Origin of the sequence: Banduia mediterranea, from assembly GCF_031846245.1 — a bacterium.
Lineage (GTDB): Bacteria > Pseudomonadota > Gammaproteobacteria > Nevskiales > Nevskiaceae > Banduia > Banduia mediterranea.
In genome coordinates, this window is the sequence record NZ_JAVRIC010000019.1 from 1 (window position 1) to 16,318 (window position 16,318).

The 16,318-nt window shown below is 64.0% G+C and carries 12 protein-coding genes; 1 reads left to right on the forward strand and 11 read right to left on the reverse strand.

Translation table 11 applies throughout. The features are described from left to right. Window positions 1-300: 300 nt before the first annotated feature. From RM530_RS12780 to RM530_RS12795, 5 genes are all read right to left on the reverse strand, one after another. Window positions 301-1,479 (reverse strand): acyl-CoA dehydrogenase, encoded by a 1,179-nt coding sequence (locus RM530_RS12780; RefSeq protein ID WP_311365608.1) that lies wholly within the window; start codon window positions 1,477-1,479, stop codon window positions 301-303. 108 nt (window positions 1,480-1,587) lie between these two features. Then, window positions 1,588-1,947: a helix-turn-helix domain-containing protein gene (locus RM530_RS12785; RefSeq protein ID WP_349256238.1), complete on the reverse strand. Its 360-nt coding sequence runs from the start codon at window positions 1,945-1,947 to the stop codon at window positions 1,588-1,590. A 74-nt stretch (window positions 1,948-2,021) separates the two neighbouring features. After that, window positions 2,022-2,135: a type II toxin-antitoxin system HigB family toxin gene (locus RM530_RS19140; protein ID WP_489752851.1), complete on the reverse strand. Its 114-nt coding sequence runs from the start codon at window positions 2,133-2,135 to the stop codon at window positions 2,022-2,024. A 116-nt stretch (window positions 2,136-2,251) separates the two neighbouring features. After that, a complete protein-coding gene (locus RM530_RS12790; protein ID WP_311365610.1) occupies window positions 2,252-7,888 on the reverse strand; it encodes an alpha-2-macroglobulin family protein in 5,637 nt (1,878 codons plus the stop codon). A gap of 2 nt (window positions 7,889-7,890) precedes the next feature. After that, complete coding sequence (locus RM530_RS12795; RefSeq protein ID WP_311365611.1) at window positions 7,891-8,373, reverse strand: hypothetical protein; 483 nt, start codon at window positions 8,371-8,373, stop codon at window positions 7,891-7,893. A 141-nt stretch (window positions 8,374-8,514) separates the two neighbouring features. On the opposite strand from RM530_RS12795, the gene RM530_RS12800 reads away from it, so the two are divergent. Continuing rightward, a complete protein-coding gene (locus RM530_RS12800; RefSeq protein ID WP_311365612.1) occupies window positions 8,515-9,126 on the forward strand; it encodes a hypothetical protein in 612 nt (203 codons plus the stop codon). Window positions 9,127-9,382: 256 nt separating this feature from the next. Here the strand turns inward: RM530_RS12800 and RM530_RS12805 are convergent, their stop codons facing one another. From RM530_RS12805 to RM530_RS12830, 6 genes are all read right to left on the reverse strand, one after another. Continuing rightward, complete coding sequence (locus RM530_RS12805; RefSeq protein WP_311365613.1) at window positions 9,383-9,934, reverse strand: RidA family protein; 552 nt, start codon at window positions 9,932-9,934, stop codon at window positions 9,383-9,385. A gap of 32 nt (window positions 9,935-9,966) precedes the next feature. Continuing rightward, window positions 9,967-11,547 carry a flavin monoamine oxidase family protein gene (locus RM530_RS12810; RefSeq protein ID WP_311365614.1) on the reverse strand — a complete coding sequence of 527 codons (1,581 nt, stop codon included), beginning with the start codon at window positions 11,545-11,547 and terminating at the stop codon, window positions 9,967-9,969. An 11-nt stretch (window positions 11,548-11,558) separates the two neighbouring features. Beyond that, window positions 11,559-11,915 carry a c-type cytochrome gene (locus RM530_RS12815; RefSeq protein ID WP_311365615.1) on the reverse strand — a complete coding sequence of 119 codons (357 nt, stop codon included), beginning with the start codon at window positions 11,913-11,915 and terminating at the stop codon, window positions 11,559-11,561. A gap of 83 nt (window positions 11,916-11,998) precedes the next feature. Continuing rightward, a complete protein-coding gene (locus tag RM530_RS12820; protein ID WP_311365616.1) occupies window positions 11,999-14,230 on the reverse strand; it encodes a TonB-dependent receptor in 2,232 nt (743 codons plus the stop codon). A gap of 363 nt (window positions 14,231-14,593) precedes the next feature. After that, window positions 14,594-15,901: a sigma 54-interacting transcriptional regulator gene (locus RM530_RS12825; protein ID WP_311365617.1), complete on the reverse strand. Its 1,308-nt coding sequence runs from the start codon at window positions 15,899-15,901 to the stop codon at window positions 14,594-14,596. 141 nt (window positions 15,902-16,042) lie between these two features. Further along, complete coding sequence (locus RM530_RS12830; protein WP_311365618.1) at window positions 16,043-16,285, reverse strand: neutral/alkaline non-lysosomal ceramidase C-terminal domain-containing protein; 243 nt, start codon at window positions 16,283-16,285, stop codon at window positions 16,043-16,045. Window positions 16,286-16,318 lie beyond the last annotated feature (33 nt).

Genomic DNA, 16,318 nt, shown 5'->3' on the forward strand with positions numbered 1-16,318 from the left:
GTGCCGAACGATCAAACACGGTTGAAAGTCATGGCGCCCTGGATTCATGCGCTCATGGTCCGCGAGGTCTGCAATGCCCAAAAGCTGGCGCGGCGCTGTACGGCCCATCCTGCGAAGCGGCTGCATACAACCTGCACCTTGACCACTTCGGTGGATTGCCTCGTTGTTGGGAACCACTCATCGCATACCCCCGGACGGCGATGACGTTTTCCTAAGACTAACGCCTGAATGGAGGCAGCCGCATCACCTGCCCAGGTGATATTTGTCGATTTTTTGACCCAGCCCGGAAATACCGGACTGTCAGAACGCCGCAATGCCGGTCTGCGCGCGGCCCAGGATCAGGGCGTGAATGTCGTGGGTGCCTTCGTAGGTGTTGACCACTTCCAGGTTGACCAGGTGACGGATCACGCCGTATTCGTCGGAGATGCCGTTGCCGCCGTGCATGTCGCGCGCGGTGCGGGCGATGTCCAGCGCCTTGCCGCAGGAATTGCGCTTGAGCAGGGAGGTGATCTCGGGCGCGGCGCCGCCTTCGTCCTTGAGGCGGCCCAGGCGCAGACAGGCCTGAAGACCGAGCGCGATTTCGGTCTGCATGTCCGCCAGCTTTTTCTGGATGAGCTGGTTGGCGGCCAGCGGCCGGCCGAACTGCTTGCGGTCCAGGGTGTACTGGCGGGCGGCGTGCCAGCAGAATTCGGCGGCGCCGAGCGCGCCCCAGGCGATGCCGTAACGCGCGGAGTTGAGGCAGGTGAACGGCCCGCGCAGGCCGCGCACGTCCGGGAAGATGTTGTCTTCCGGCACGAACACCTCGTCCATCACGATCTCGCCGGTGATCGAGGTGCGCAGGCCGACCTTGCCGTGGATCGGCGGCGCGCTGAGACCATCCATGCCCTTTTCGAGGATGAATCCGCGAATCCTGCCGGTATCGTCCTTGGCCCAGACCACGAAGACGTCGGCTATCGGGGAATTGGTGATCCACATCTTTCTGCCACTGAGCCGGTAGCCACCATCAACGCTGCGGGCACGTGAGGCCATACCGTCCGGGTCGGAACCGTGGTCGGGCTCGGTGAGGCCGAAGCAGCCGATCAGCTCGCCGGTGGCGAGCTTCGGAAGATATTTGCGTTTCTGCGCCTCGGTGCCGAACTCGTTGATCGGCACCATCACCAGCGAGGATTGCACGCTGAGCATGGAGCGGAAGCCGGAGTCGATACGCTCGACCTCACGCGCGACCAGACCGTAGCTGACATAGCCGAGACCGCCGCCGCCGTATTCGGGGGGAATCGTCATGCCGAGCAGGCCGAGTTCGCCCATCTCGCGGAAGATCGCCGCCTCGGTGCGTTCGTGACGGAAGGACTCCAGCACGCGCGGCATCAGGCTACCCTCGCAATAGGCGCGCGCGCTGTCGCGGATCAGACGCTCCTCGGCGCTGAGCTGGTCTTCGAGGGACAGTGGATCATCCCACTGAAAGGGTCTGGGTTCGATCATCGCGGGGTTTCCGGTTGGAGGGGCGGCACGCTCATCACACTTGGTCACATCGGTTGCCTGCGCGTTGCGAGACTCACAAACAGTGCAGTCTGCACATTACGCAGCCTTTCATCGCTTTTGCTTCAGCAGGCTTTCCGCCGGGATGCCAAACACTTCATGCAGACCGGCAATCATGCGCAGGGTCAATGGCCGTGTACCGCGAAGCACTTCGTAGACCCGGTTGGGCCGACCGATCACCGTCGCAAGATCCTGCACGCTAAGCCCGCCGCGTTCCATGCCGTACTCAATGGCGGGGACCGCGTCCGGCAGTTCCATCGGATAGTGTTTGCGCTCACAGGCCTCGACCAGCGCCACCAGAACGTCCAGTCGGTCGCCTTCGACCGTGCCGGCCTCGGCATGCATCAATCCGTCAATTTCCACGAGGGTGGAACGATAGTCCTGTTCGGTCTTGATGGGCTTGATATTCAGATGTTGAACACCACCCACCCATCCTTGAGGATGCCGACGTTGCCATAGTACCGCTTGATTTGATTCGGAGTTTCTCAATCCGCCTTGAGCACATCCCGATACCAGGCGAGCGTGGGTTCCTCGGCGCCCGCATGTTCCGGGGAATCGCTCCAGAAGTCCTTGAGCGTCTTGAGCGCGATCACACGCATGCGGCGATCTTAGTCCCAAAATGGGACTCTCTTCAACCGGCCTCCGTCCGACGTTGCGGAACGCTTTCCTCAACCGGTCAATGCGTCGCCCGGATAGACCACAGGATTTCTGCGGGTCACAAGCCTTGCTTCGGGCCGGCGCCCACCATCATCCTTGCGCCGACATCGGTGCCGAAGACCTCGGGGTCGTACATCGCTTCCACGCGCGGCGGCGCCACGGCAAAGTCGCCCTCGGCGACCGCCTGGCCGGTCCATTGCAGTCGGTAGCTGCCGGCGGCCAGCGTATCCGCGTAATGGCGCACCGCGTCGAAGCGCAGTTCACGGTGATAGAACGGGTACGGGTAGCCATTGCGCTCATCGCTGGCGGCATCCCCGGCCGAGGCGGTCGCCAGCTGGGTGTTGACCGGCTCGATGCCGCCCGGTACCGGATCGTCCACCACCACGAAGAACCGTGCGGCCGGCACCGACACATTGACCGTGACGCGCACCAGATCGCCGCGATTCAGCTGATACGGCGGCTGCATCACCTTCCAGTTGTCGCCGTCGCGCCGCGCGTACTGGCGACGGATCTCGAAGCCGGCATTGCTGCGCTTCACCGCCTCATCGAGTTCGACATAGCGCATTCGGGCCGCGAAATAGGCTCGCCCTACACCGCTGGCATCGATGTTCAAATCACGGCGATGCGGCTCGTCGGACGCTTCCAGCGGCGCGCGCAGCAAAGTCGGAGGCGCCTTGCGATCGTCCAGCCTCGCCGTGCCGAGATCGGTGTCACCAAGCTGCGCGGCGATGTCCAGCGCCAGCGGGCCGGACTCGTGGCGCTCGGCATAGTCAGCCAGCGCGGTGCTGCACCAGACGTTCTCCTGCGTGTTGTACCAGTGCGTGCTGCGCTTGCGCGCCTGGGTCACCGCACGCGCCAGCTTGAACGGCAGTTCGCTGTCCGTCGCCTCGCTGGCGACCAGCGCCGTCAGCGCGGCGCAGTTGCTGCGGTTGTCGCTGCCCAGCAGCGACGCTGCCCAGTTCGGCGATTCGTCTCGCAGCCACAGACGGCCGGCGCTTTCGTCTGCGCGCGACAGCAGCAGTTCGCGCGCGCGCTGCACCGTCGGCGCATTGAGGCCGGTGGCCGCCTGCAACATCATCGCCTGACCGAACAGGTTCATGCGCGGCAGTTGCGGTTCGAAGCGCATCACATCGGCGGCGCTGAGCTTGCCGTAGCCCTTGAGTCCGGCCAGCGAGACGGCGCGCACGGTGGAACGTGCATCCAGTGAGCCGTAACCGAAGTCCTTCTTGAGCAGGCCTTGGTTGTAGTCGATCAGCTTGTCGCGCACAGTGGCCGGCGCTTCGAAGCCGGCCTGCTTGAGCCAGCCGAAAGCCAGCAAGGTGTAGGCACTGAGATAAGGGCTTTCGTGTCGGGTTTCCGGCACCCAGAACGCCATGCCGCCGTCCCCGGTCTGGAACGAGGCCGCGTTGTCCAGGGTGTCGCGGATCAGCTGTTCGGCCTGCGGCCATTCGAAATCCAGATACGGTTTGAGTCGCAGGTAATGCGCCGCCATCACCGCCTTGGTAAGGCGTTGCTCCCAACACAGATAGGGATAGTCGCGCACGTATTCGAAGGCGCCATCGACATTGCCGAGCACGCTGGGCGACAGTTGCAGGCTGAATTCCCCGCCGAGGATCGGCGCCGGCGTCTGCAGCGGCACCTGGGTGTTCCCGGCTTCGAGCTGGCCGTAGTCGGCCGCCGTCGACGTGGGACGGCGCGGCTTCACCGCCACGCTGTGGCGCAGCGCATCGCCATCATCGCCACTGCCGGCCTGAGCCTCGAATTCGATCGTGCCGGCGCGGTTGTCGTCGGTATCGACCGCGACATCGACATAGACCGTGCGCCGCTCGAACGGCGCCAGCGATACGATCTCCTGCGTCTGCGCCTGCGCGGCGCCACTGGCACGGATCGACACCGGCACTTCGCGCGTGGCCTGCGTACGATTGAGCACGGTGAAGCCAGCGCGAAAACGGTCGCCGCCCAGCACCTGGTTGGGCATCGCCGGGCGCAGCTCGATGTCCTTGGACACGGCGAGCTTGCCGCTGCCGAGACCGAGCCGGTCCTGCGCCGTGACCGCCAGGGCCAGCACACGCCAGTTCGTCAGATTGTCCGGTGCTTCGAATTCGAAATGGGCCTGACCCAGCGCGTCGGCGTCCAACGCCGGGTTCCAATAGGCCACGAACTTTTCGACGGATCGCAGCGACAGCGCGGCACCTCCATCGCCACCGGGGCTGGCGCCTTTCTTCTCGATCTTCTGGCGACCGATCAGTCGCGTCAGCAATCCGTAGTTGTTGAGATCCAGCGGGTCGAGCTGCAGCAGACCGTCATAGGGATCGAAGTAGTCCTCGCCGCCCTGGATCAGGTCGAATACGGCATCGTCGAGTACCGCGACAGCGTACTGCACCGGCGCCAGCGCGGCGCCGGCCTGATGCGGCCGCGCGGCCAGACTGACGTTCACGCGATCTCCGGGTCGATAGCGCTCGGCCTGCGGCGTGACCTGCACATCGATCCGCTTGTAGGGGTCGGCCACCGGCATTTGCGCGTAACCCATGCGGAACGTGGGCTTGCCGAGGTCCGGGCCGTCCTTGGGCGGCGGCGCCGCCCGCGGCGACATCACCACCACCGAGACGTAGGCGCCCGGCAGGTAGTCGGGCTTGACCGGAATTTCGATCACCGGCGTATTGCCTTCGAGCGTCTGCACCCAGGCGTCGAGCACGCCATAGCGCTCCACGCTGATCAGCGCCTGCGCGCCGGGATACGGGTTCTTGACCAGATAGCGCGCGGTGTCGCCGACCGCGTTCGTAGCCTGCTCCGGCGACAGTTCCAGCGACAGGTCCGGCCGTTCTTCCCAGACCACGTATTGCGAACCGCGCGCGTACAGATACAAGCGAGTCTGCTGCAGACGGTCCTCGGTATCACGCACCATCGCGGTGATGCGGTAGCTGCCGGCTTCATCCGGGGTGAAACCGCAGCGGGTGGCGGTCGCGGCGGAGCGGCCCTTGCACACTGCGACTTCGATCCACTCGCGGGTGTACTGCGGTAGATAGGCGTTGCCCGGGCCAAGCACGCGCGCGACGCTGGTCTGCTCGCGCTCCACCTTGATGTAGCTCGGCGAGCCGGCCGCCGGTTGGCCGACTGTATCCACCACCAGCCAGTCCACCGAGGCTGGCTTGCCGGCGTCGAGCAACCAGCCGCGATAGCGCAGGCCGATCAGGCGGTCGCGTGCCGTGTATGGAATGCTGGCGGTGGACGCGATGCTGCGGCCGCGATCATCGCGCACCGACGCTTCGGTGACGAGGCGTCCGTAGGCGATGCCGCCATCCGGTACGTCCAAGGGCGTGGCGAAGGTACCATTGACATCGGTACGCCCTTCCCGCGTCGGCAGCACGATCACGTCACGCGCCGCGCCGTCGTCACTGTCGAACTCAAAGCCGAAGGTCTGCGGCGTTCTGGGTTCGAAGGCCTGCGGCGTGATGCGTGCGGTGATGCGCGCTGGCGCTTCGCCATACGGACCGCCACCGTGCAGGCTGGCGCTGAGGCGGGCTTCCAGGGTCTGCTGCGGTTTCGCGCTCGACGCCGCCAGTTCGGTCGATACGTGATAGCTGGCCGGCGTGAAATCAGAGACCAGCACGCGCAGGGGCTGCAAGGTCTCCGTGGCTTCGCCCTCGCCCGCCTCCAGTTCGAAGCGATACCAGCCCACCGCGGCCTGCGGTGGCAGCTTGAACTCGCCGTGCACGGCGCCGTAGGCATCCAGCCTCACGGTGTCGCGTTCATGCACCACGCTGTTGGTTGGGTCGAACACGCGCAGCGCGTAGCGCGTCTCGGGCGCCGCCGACAGGCCGCTGCCGGCAGCGTCGCGCATGTACAGTTTGTACTGAATGCGGTCACCGGCACGATAGACGCCCTGCGCTGTGGTGCCCCAGGCGCGCAGATGGCCATTGCGGCGCCGCTGCCAACTGCTGACCTGGTAGTTCGATGCGCGATAGACATCAACCCGGAAATCGTAGTCCAGCGGCAGCACGGCGATGTCCTCGCCCTGCGTGACCCGCGCCATCAGCGGCTCGTCGGCACTCCAGCCCAGATGCTCAAGCTCGGGATCAAGCTCGCGCGTACCCGGCAGCCAGGCCAGACCCTGCCCGTCGGTCTGCGCACTCGCCGGCGCAGAATTCGCCGCCGGCGCCAACCTCGCCAACATCGCCGGATAGATTTCGACCTTGGCATCCACCACCGGAGCGCCGGTCTGCAGATCGCTGACCCAGGCCAGAGCGTTGTCGTGGCCGAGCTTGATGTGCACCTGCCAGGGCGTGACCTCGGCAAAAAATTCCGGCGCGTCGCGGTCCGGCGGCGTGGTCTGCGGGCGGGTCCGCAAGCTGCCGCGCAAGGCGCCGGAACGGCCATCGAGCAGATCGCGCACACCGGCTTCAACCGCGTAGGCGATGTCGCGCGGACCTTCGATCACGCGTTGCGTGGCCTGCGCAGTGTCTAGCCCCTGGGCCGTCAGCCGGTCATAGTGGATGTCGATGCGGTCGAGATTGGTCACCACCAGCGGCAGCTCGGAATCGATGCCCTGTTCCACGACCGATTGTGGATGCTGTAGGCGCAGCGCCGGATCGCGGTGCCCGGTCTGCAGCCTCAATTCGACCGGCGCCGCCAGCGGGCGATCGAAACCGTCCTTGAGCCTCGCATCCAGGCTCACCCGGTATTGGGTCGCCGCCTTCCACGGGTATGGCAGCGTCACCGAATAGGTTTCGCCGGCGCGGTTATAACGACGCAGCTCAACCCGTTCGTCGGCCGCCGCCCAGGCATCGAAATCACCGCGCCCGGCCAGCGGATCGGGTGACAGCGTGATCGCCGCGCCGACCGCGGCCGGCGCCACCGGCGACGAGAATTCCAGCCGGATCGGAGACAAGGGCTCACAGGCGGGGGCCGGGGCACCGGGGCCGAAAGTCTTGCGCTTGCCGTCGACCGTGCAGCTGAAACCGCGCCATTCGAAGTTCGGGAAGGTATGCAGCGTCGTGATGCGACGGCTTTCGACACCTTTTTCGACACCGAACGCCGATCGCAGACCCGGCACCACGCGCAAGGCGTAATTGCGGTCCGCCTGCAAGGGCGCTTCGGGATAGACCGACCATTGCTCACGCGCCTCACCATCCGGCGTGTAGAACGGCGTGCGCGCGTCGAACAGGCTGGGCTCAACCGTCACCGCCACATCGTCGAAGCGCAGGCTTGTCGCCACCGAAGCGGCCGTGACCGGTTGCGAGAACCGGACCTGCATCACCGGCTGCGTCGGTGAGGCCCAGCCGCCGGACGAAGCGTAGCGCACCGTGGGCCGGGCGGTGACGAATTCATGGCTCACGCTCCTGGCGAGCCGCGTACCGTCCTCGGCTGCGAGGTCCGCGCCGAGTTCCACGGTGTAGCGCGTGGCTGAAAGCAGATGCGCGTCGCGCGGCAGCTGGCAGGCCAGTACCTTCGGGTCCAGCCATCGCCATTCGCAGGGTACGGCCGGGCGGATCGTGACCGGAACCTCATCTGCCGTGCGTTCCATGCGTCCCAACGGCACCACGTCGCGGTCGAAACTCAGGGTGATCTGCTGGCCGGCGTCGACATCGTTTCCGGCCGGCGTAATGCGACGCAGTTCAAGCCCATGCGCCGCCTGCACGGCACCCAGACCGCACAACAGCAGCCACGGAGCGAAGCGGCTTGAAGACTGTGTCATCGTCAGGGCGTGCTCGTCTTGATTCGGACATACCGAATCTCGGAGGCGTTGTGGACCAACAGGATTTCGCGCAGTCCCTGGGTGTCCTGCCAACGCATTTCGGTATCGGATTGCGAATCCGCCGGCGCCGGCACCAGCCCCAACAAGGCCAGCGCCTCGGCGCCGGGCTTGACGTCATCAAAGCCGGACAGCGTGATCCAGTCGGCCTTGCCGTCGATGAAGGCAATGTCGGCATTGGCCGTACGATAGCGACAGTTCTCGCCATAGGCGCTGCGCTCGCACTGCGTCGGCGGGCCCAGCAGCACCGCCACGCGCCCGGCATCGGCGCCCACCAGTGCCGGGACGGACACGACCTGCGGCTGCCGGCGTGCGAGATCCTCGAACGCCGCTGCGTAGTCGTAACGGTCTGGTCGCTGCCACCACCAGACCAGAGCAAGGACCACCAACAGCAGCAGGGGAAGCGACCAACGCAGGGTCTTGTCCAAGGTATGGGCGCGGCTCGGGCTTACGCGTATCCTAACAGCCCCTCGCGGCCGTCCAGTGACGGCCTTCGCGATCCGCCGATTCTCGGCACGCAGGCCGAACCCCGTTCAAGGCCTCAAAAAAGAAAACCGGACTCCGCTTCGATGCCGTTTCTGATTGCCACCCTGTTCGCCTTGGCCCTGGGACCGGTGCTGTACGCCTGGGCGAGACGGCGCCCCGGTCTGGCCGAAATCGCCGACCGCGTGGTGCTGGCGCTGGTGGTGATTCTGGTGCTGCTGGAGTTCGTGCCGCATGCCTGGAGCGAGGGCGGCCTGCCCAGTCTGGCGTTCGCGCTGCTCGGCCTGTTCGGGCCCAATGCGCTGGAAAGCGCTTTCTCACGCCATCAGCGGCAGGCACATGTGGCCGCAATCGCCCTGGCGGTATTCGGTCTCACGCTGCATACCCTGGCGGACGGCGCCGTGGTGGCCGATGCCGCACACGGTTGGGGCCTGCCGGCCGCCGTGGTTCTGCATACCCTGCCGATCGGCGCCGGCGTGTGGTGGCTGCTGGCACCGGATTTCGGCCATCGCGTGGCAAGTATCGTGCTGATCGCCATGGGTGTGGGCACGGTGATCGGCTACCTGATCGGCTTGTCGCTGGAAGCGATGCTCGGTACCCGCCACTGGGTCTGGTTCGAAGCCTTTGTCGCTGGCGTGATCCTGCATGCCCTGTTCGGCCGCCCGCACCTGCATGGCGCGAGTGGACATACGCACTAGTAGTCCACCCACTTGACAGTTGTTGCGGCTATTTCCAAGAACGATTTTCTCCCTCTCTCCGGGAGAAGGTGGCAATCATCAATTCGACTCGCACCTCATATCCGTAGTCTACTCATGGAAGGACTACTAGGGTTTGGCGGTCCAAGGCTTCGTCTCGCGCAAAGATGCAAAGAAAGTCCCAATAAAAGCTGTTAATTCCTGGCTTTTGCCTTTGCGCCTCCACGTCTTTGCGCGAGAAATCCAATGCCTTTCGCAATCAGGGCTTGGCGGCGATTACATCGATCTCGACCAGCATGCCCGGTGCCACCAGACCCGCAACCTGCACGGTAGTGCGCGCCGGCAGATTCGGCTGCGCCTCGCCACCGAAGAACTGGGTGTAGCCCGCCATGAAACCCTCGAAGTCGAGCATGCCGTCGGCCTCCGGAACGCCGACCAGAAAGGCCTGCATCTTCACCACATCGCCCATGTCCAGACCCATGCCGGCCAGGGTTTCCTGAATACGCGTCAGCGCCGAAACGGTTTGGGTCTCGGTATCGCCCCAGAACTCGGCGCTGAACTTCTCGGCATCCGGCTTGGCCGGCGCCGGGGTCTTGCCGCTGAGGTACACCAGCGTCGTGTCGGCCGGCACTTCAACGGCGTTGGCGATCGGAAAGTCCGAACCCGGAATCGGGTAGCGCTTGACTTCGGTCTTCGGCGCGGGCGCCATGCCTGAATCCACGGATTTCTCGGCGTCTGCCGGGCCGGGTGAACAGGCCGCCAACAGCAAGGCGGCAGTGGCGAACACGGTCAGTGACTGAATCTTGTTCATTGCGAGGTTCCTTTACGAAATGCGTCCGCCGCTCAGGCGTGGACGCGACGATGGATCATGTCGATCACGCTGTGTGCAGAGTACACGGCCCCTTCCTGCCAGCCCGAGTGGTAGCTCATCTGATCGCCCACCAGATAGTGCCGCCCTTCGGCCTGACGCAGCACCGGATAATGCGTCTTGCGGGCCTCGTCCGACCATTCCGGTGCACAACCGAACAGGTATGGCACTTTCGACCAGCACACGCTGATGCCGTTGTCGATCATCTTGCTGTAGCCGGGATGCAGTTTTTCGCCCTGCTCCATGGCGAGCGCCAGACGCGCGCCGGGATTGAGCGCGGCGAATTTCTTGCCGACCTCGGGGCCGAAGGTGTAGGCACCGAGGATCACGCCCTTCTTCTGGTGGAAACCGTGCGGCGGATACCAGATCTGGAGGATGTCCTGCTCGGTCCAGGAAATGCCGCCGTAGATGTGGTCGTCCTCCTCCCAGAATCGGCGACTGGTCTGGAAGCCGATCTTGCACAGGTGTCCCGGTTCGACCGCCTTGAGTGCCGCGCGATAGCGGTCCGAAAAATTGTTGTCGATGCCGGCAGCGACGTAGGCCGGCGCGCCGTCGATACAGAAATCCGCGCTGAGTTCGCGTTCCCCGCCATCCGGATCCTTGAAGCGCACCCGGACCTTGTCGTCCTCGTTGAAGATGCCGGTCACCGGCACTCCGGTACGAATCACGCCATCGAGCTTGGCGACGAAGCCACGCACGATCATGTCCATGCCGCCCACGGGCTGCATCATCGTGGCCGCCATGTCCCACATTTCGGCGAACTCCATCTTGAACTGCCAGTAGTCGGACTCCAGCAGCTGATGCAGCGAATACGGTTCGTGTGGAATTCCGGGCTCGAGCATGGCCTCGCCATTGGTGAATCCGGCCCGGGGCGAGCCCGTGTACTTGAGCTGATCATCGAGGTCACCGAACTGGTGCATGAAGGCCAGCATCCGCTCCTTGTCCTCGCCCGAAAACGGCTGATCCAGCGCGTCAGTGCTGATCGCCTTGGCCAATAGCTCGGCGATGCCGCCTCGGGCGTCGGTGATCATGCGCTGCGCACGCACCGGTTTGCCCCCGAAGGCCTTCTTGCTGTGAACCCAGGCAGCCCGGTTGTCGTTGACGAACGGCTCCAGGGCCACGCCCAATTCGCGGCAGTAAGTCAAAATGCCCTGGTGGTGATACGGCAAACGCGCCGGCCCACAGTTCATGTAGAGATGGGGGTCGTCATCAAACTCGCAGAGTTGCTCGCTGTCGTACTCCACCAGTTTGTCGCCGTGGCGCGCGGTCTTGTTGCGTCCGCCGACATGCGCCGTCGCTTCGAGGATCATGCAGTCATAACCGGCCTTGCCCAGTTCGTAGGCGCTGACCAGGCCGCCGATGCCGGAACCGACGATGATGACCTTCTTGCCCTTGCCCGAACCCGCTGGCAAACGAGGCGGACCGGCATAGGCCGGCGGAACGGCCACCAGTCCCAAGGCCGTCATTGCACCATACAATTTTGAGCTGCCCGCGACGGCGCCGAGACGGCTCAGGAAATCGCGGCGCGTCCACGCCGCTCCGATTGATTCGGCCATTTGGCGGCTCCTCAGTTCTGGGTCTGACTCATGCGCTGAACCAGCGCTTCGATTTCTGCGTCGCTGCAGTCGCCGCAAAGCCCGCCGGGCATCAAGGTGCCCGGCACTCCGTTGCGGACGCTTTCCAGCAGCGCCGGCATCCCCTTTTCAAGGCGGGGCGCCCACTCGGCCTCGCGACCGTACTTGGGAGCGCCTCCGGCTCCGGTCGCGTGGCAGGCTCCGCAGACCTGCATTTTCTGGTCGAGGTCGGCGGCCTGTGCCTCCCCGATGGCACCGAGCAGGCCGAATGCGGCAATCGCCGCGGCTCGCCGGCCTTGCTGTGTGAAACGTAGCCCCAACATGTGCTTGCCCCCGAAGTGCTCAGTCATACGTCACGAAGCCGATGGCGTCTTTCTGCAGACACAGAACATGCCATCTGCGCGGCAACAACCACGACATTCCGGCCGGGAACTCAAAATTGGGCCTCCGCCGTGAGATACACGGTGCGCTCGTTTCCATAATTGAAATAGCCCACGTTCTCGTCCGGGGAGATCACGCCCCAGTATTCCTCGTCGAGCAGGTTGTAGACATTGACGGTCAGCTTGAGCCCTTCGAGCAGACCCGAGGCGGCAGCCTGATAACCGAACGCGGCATTGAGCACGGTATATCCGTCCACGGTCTCAGCCCCCGTGGTCGAGGCCGAACGCTCGCCGGTGTACTTGGCGTCCGCGTTGACGAAAAAGCCATGCGGCAGATCGTATGAGGCGTCGAGCGACAACATGACTTCGGGCGTGTCCGGGATCTGTTCGTCCTCGACATCGACCTCGCGGGTCTGGGTCTCCGGCGTCGACGGATCGCCGTCTGCGTCTTCAAAGGCGAAGTAGTTGTCCTGGAACTTGGAGCTGTTCAAGGTCAGGGTGGAACCTAGGCGCAAGCGGCTGCTGGCGGTCCAGATCAGTCCGAATTCGGCACCGTAGGTTTTGATGCTGCCGACGTTCTGATAGATGTCTTCGCCCACACGAAACGGATCATTGACCGTGAGTTGCAGGATGCGGTCGTCGTAGTCGATGTAGTACAAGGACGCCGTGCCGCTGAACTTGCCGCGCGAGCTGCGCAAACCCAGGTCTACATTGCGCGAGGTTTCAGGTTCGAGGTTCTCGTTGGTGGTGACCGCCACCAGGGCGTTGCGCGGCGTGGCGCTGAAGTTTTCAGCGTAGTTGACGAACAGCTCCTCCTGAGGCGTCAGCGCCAGCGTCGCGCCGAGCTGCGGCTGGAACCAGTCCTTGTCACTGACGTCGAATTCGCTGTACTGGCCACGATTGAAGGCATCGGTATTGGCAATGCCTGCGAACTTCCGCTCCACTTTGAGGCCCTTGGTGCCAGCCGCGAGCGTGAGCTTGCCATCGAACAGACGCAGCGTGTCCTTCAGGTAGTACTGCGTGACCTTGGTGTTAAACGTACGGTCGTAGTAGTTGATGATCTGCGGCTGGCTGTAGTCGAAATTGCCGGTGCCGGGAACGATGTGGTAAAGCGGCCGCCTTTGGTAGAAGTCGTAATCTTCGTACCAACCGCCGACTTCGACGTCGTTGATCGCGGTACTCCATCGCAGGGCCGCCGTCAGACCGGCGCGGTGCCCGCCCATGCTTTCCAGCCGCTTGGCGACGATGTCCTCGTCCGGCAGCGATACGTCGTCGCGGCCCGGGTCGCCACCGAGATCGGGATTGGTGGCGTCGTTGTACAAGCCCAGCGCCGCCGACGGCGGTACGCTGCCGACCCCGTAGCCTTCCTTGTCCTCGTAGTACGGAACCAGCGTCAGGCGCAGCATCGGCGTGAGCAGGAACTCGGCGTTGAGGCTCACCAGCTGGTCGGTGCGGCCATTGGTCCAGCCTTCGATATTGAGCGCGTCTTCCTCTGGATCGCCGGTGGCGGTTTCGTGCAAGGGGAAAATATTGGTGCCGTCCAACAGATACTGCGGCATGTCGTGGTCGTCACGCTTGTTGTAACGATAGGCCAGTGTCAGCGTGTGCCCGATGCCCAGCACCTGCTTGAACTTGGCCTCGACATGATCGCGCTCCATATTGGCCTTGTGCAGATCGGGTTGCACCGAGCGGCGACGCGAGGCGGCAATGTAGGCGGTTGGACCGCCGGACCACAGCTGCGGCGTATCCAGGCGAATGAAGTTGCGGATCAGCTCGTTGCTGCCTGCGGTACTCGAGGTCTGCACCGCCCAGATGCCCGCCGGGTCATCCGAGAAATAGCGGATGGAGCCACCCAGTGCATGATACGAGGGCATCGATACGTCGCCGGAACCCTGGGCCAGCGAGATTTCACCGAGGTTTTCGGATTCGACGTAGCGGTTCGGCGGACTGCCTTCGCGCACATCCGAGGTCTCCAATGGAACACCGTCGAGCGTGACCCCGATCTGCTCGGACGAAAAGCCACGGATGCGGATCGACGTACCGAACTCGTAGGTACCGAAAGGGTCCGACATCTGTACGTTCACGCCCGGCAGAGCGTTGAGATAGGATTGCGGCGACCGCCCCGGAACTTCCTGTTCGATATCGTCGAACAGCAGGGAACTGGTGGAGCGTGTCACGCCCTGACCCACCACCGTCGTGGTGCCAAGCGAGGCATTGTCGTCCTCGTCCTGCGCCAGCGCCCCAGCGGACATCGTCGACAGCAAACCCAGCACCAACATGATCATCCAGTGCCGATCGGTGCCTGGTTCCGTTTTTTTATCTGTTGAACCCACGATTGTGTCACTCCCGTAGTCAGACAAGCAGGTACAGCGGCTGTCTCCTCCGGGCCCTATGGGTTTTGCTTCTGGGGGCCTCCGTCTCAGGTGTTTAAGCAACGCCGATGCCAGCACGTGGCGTTTCGATGACACGCCCCTGGGGATTTCCCTATATATTTCTCATATATTTGAAATAATTGATGATTTTTTAGGAGAGAGGCCGTATTGCACGGATGCACGAAAGCCTGCGGTCGACGAATGCGAACGCAGGCTTTCGTGGAGGCTCGGTACAGGCTGTACCGTGCGCCGATATGGCGCGTCCGGAGGAACAGTTCAGGCGGCTGCGTAGATCTGGTGGCTGTGATGCGTCTTCGGCTCCCACAGGGCGATGCCCTGGGCGATGGCCGTGTCCGGAATGAGGGCGCCCGCCCCAGTGGACGCGGTTTCGACGAAAGCCGCCTCCAGCGTGCGCACCAGGCCACGAATATTGCCGTGCCAGCGGCACTCTCGGATCAGCGTCCAGGCCTCATCGCTGAGACCGACTGGCGCCTTCCACGAAGTGCACTTGCTACCGAGCTTGGCCAGCGTGGTCGCGGTGACGGCGATCATATCCTCCTCGCGCCGGTTCAGCTCCGGCACCGACAGCGTCGCCGCGCCGAGACGGGTGAATTCGTCGAGGTTCACGCTGTTCTGCAGATGCGTCCAGCTCCGGTTGGTGGCGAACAGCAACGCACATTCCAGAGGCTGCTTGGATGAGGCTCCGAACGGCAGATATTGTCCGTTGTCCAGCGCCTCCATCAGGGTTTCCATGACGGCGCCGGACATACCGTGGCTTTCGTCGATGAAACAGACGCCATCGCGCGCATGGGTGAAGGCGCCCGTCCGCGCACCAGCGCCCGGAAATGCACCCGAAACATGGCCGCACAGCAGCGATTTCACGGCGGCCTTGTCTCCGGTGTTTTCGGCGGCCAGGTTCACGGACACGAACTTGCCGCGCTTGCGCACCAGGAAGTAGTAGTAGGCCAATGTGGTCTTGCCGCTGCCGGGACCGCCGAGCAGATAGGTGCGGCTGATCCCGTTCTGCGCGTAGCCACGGATGCGGGCCACCAGCGCCTGCAGTTCCTGGCTGAACACGAAGAAATTCTTGAATTCCGGGGTTTCGACCTCGGAGGTGACCGGCATGCGAATGACATTGGATTCCGGCACCGGCTGCATGCGCGCCGGCAGCTGTTGCGCCACGGCATCCGGATTGGCGGCGAGAATCAAGCGCACACCCTCCAGCCGGTCTTCACTGGCGCGGCGATGCAGCCAGGCCCCGAGCGCCGAAAGCTGGTCGCCCCGGATGGCGATGATCAGCACGGTCGCTGCGCCACCCTGACGCGCCGCGATGACGCGGTCCGCCAGTGCATCGAGCCGCGACGGCTCGATGAACAGGCTCAGCACATAGTTGGAGCGCAGCGGCACCTGAGCCAGTTGATCATCGAACAGCACATCGCAGCGCTGATCTTCCCCGACTGCGGCGTGCAATGCCTCCATAGACCCCGGTTCGCGGCCCAGCGCACTGGCGCAGAACGTGATCAGCGCGGGCGGCGGCGCAGCGCCTTCGACATCCGTGTCCCTTTTCGAGCTGAGACCAAACATGGCAAACCTTCCGATGGAGCGTGTCGCAAGGCTAGACCCAATGTCCGCCGATGCACAGTCACCTGCCGATAAAACGGCCACCGGCTCCGATCAGCGGTGTTCAGAGGGCCGGATTCGCCTCAACGGGTGCCCGAATCCGGTTCATGGGCAATCCTTGAGCACGAAAGCGTCGCTGGTCCCGCTGTAAGGCCCATCGCCACTGACGCCCTGGTAGCGGATCCGGTAGGTACCCGGTTCGGTGCCGCGCGGGACCTGCCATTCGACCACGGCCTCGTCACCGACGCCGTTACGGACGTAGGTGAAGCGCGTCCACCAGTCATCGTCGGTGGCAACGACGCGCCATTGGCCATCCATCTCGCGATCGATGTAGCCAGAATTTTTCATAAAGGTGGGTGAGTCTCGTTTATCCATTTGATA

Coding starts and splice junctions, on each gene's coding strand:
- RM530_RS19140 (WP_489752851.1), bottom strand. CDS start 2,135: ATGCGTGTGATCGCGCTCAAGACGCTCAAGGACTTCTGGAGCGATTCC.
- RM530_RS12810 (WP_311365614.1), bottom strand. CDS start 11,547: ATGGCCGAATCAATCGGAGCGGCGTGGACGCGCCGCGATTTCCTGAGC.
- RM530_RS12815 (WP_311365615.1), bottom strand. CDS start 11,915: ATGACTGAGCACTTCGGGGGCAAGCACATGTTGGGGCTACGTTTCACA.
- RM530_RS12805 (WP_311365613.1), bottom strand. CDS start 9,934: ATGAACAAGATTCAGTCACTGACCGTGTTCGCCACTGCCGCCTTGCTG.
- RM530_RS12800 (WP_311365612.1), top strand. CDS start 8,515: ATGCCGTTTCTGATTGCCACCCTGTTCGCCTTGGCCCTGGGACCGGTG.
- RM530_RS12780 (WP_311365608.1), bottom strand. CDS start 1,479: ATGATCGAACCCAGACCCTTTCAGTGGGATGATCCACTGTCCCTCGAA.
- RM530_RS12790 (WP_311365610.1), bottom strand. CDS start 7,888: ATGACACAGTCTTCAAGCCGCTTCGCTCCGTGGCTGCTGTTGTGCGGT.
- RM530_RS12820 (WP_311365616.1), bottom strand. CDS start 14,230: ATGATCATGTTGGTGCTGGGTTTGCTGTCGACGATGTCCGCTGGGGCG.
- RM530_RS12830 (WP_311365618.1), bottom strand. CDS start 16,285: ATGAAAAATTCTGGCTACATCGATCGCGAGATGGATGGCCAATGGCGC.
- RM530_RS12825 (WP_311365617.1), bottom strand. CDS start 15,901: ATGTTTGGTCTCAGCTCGAAAAGGGACACGGATGTCGAAGGCGCTGCG.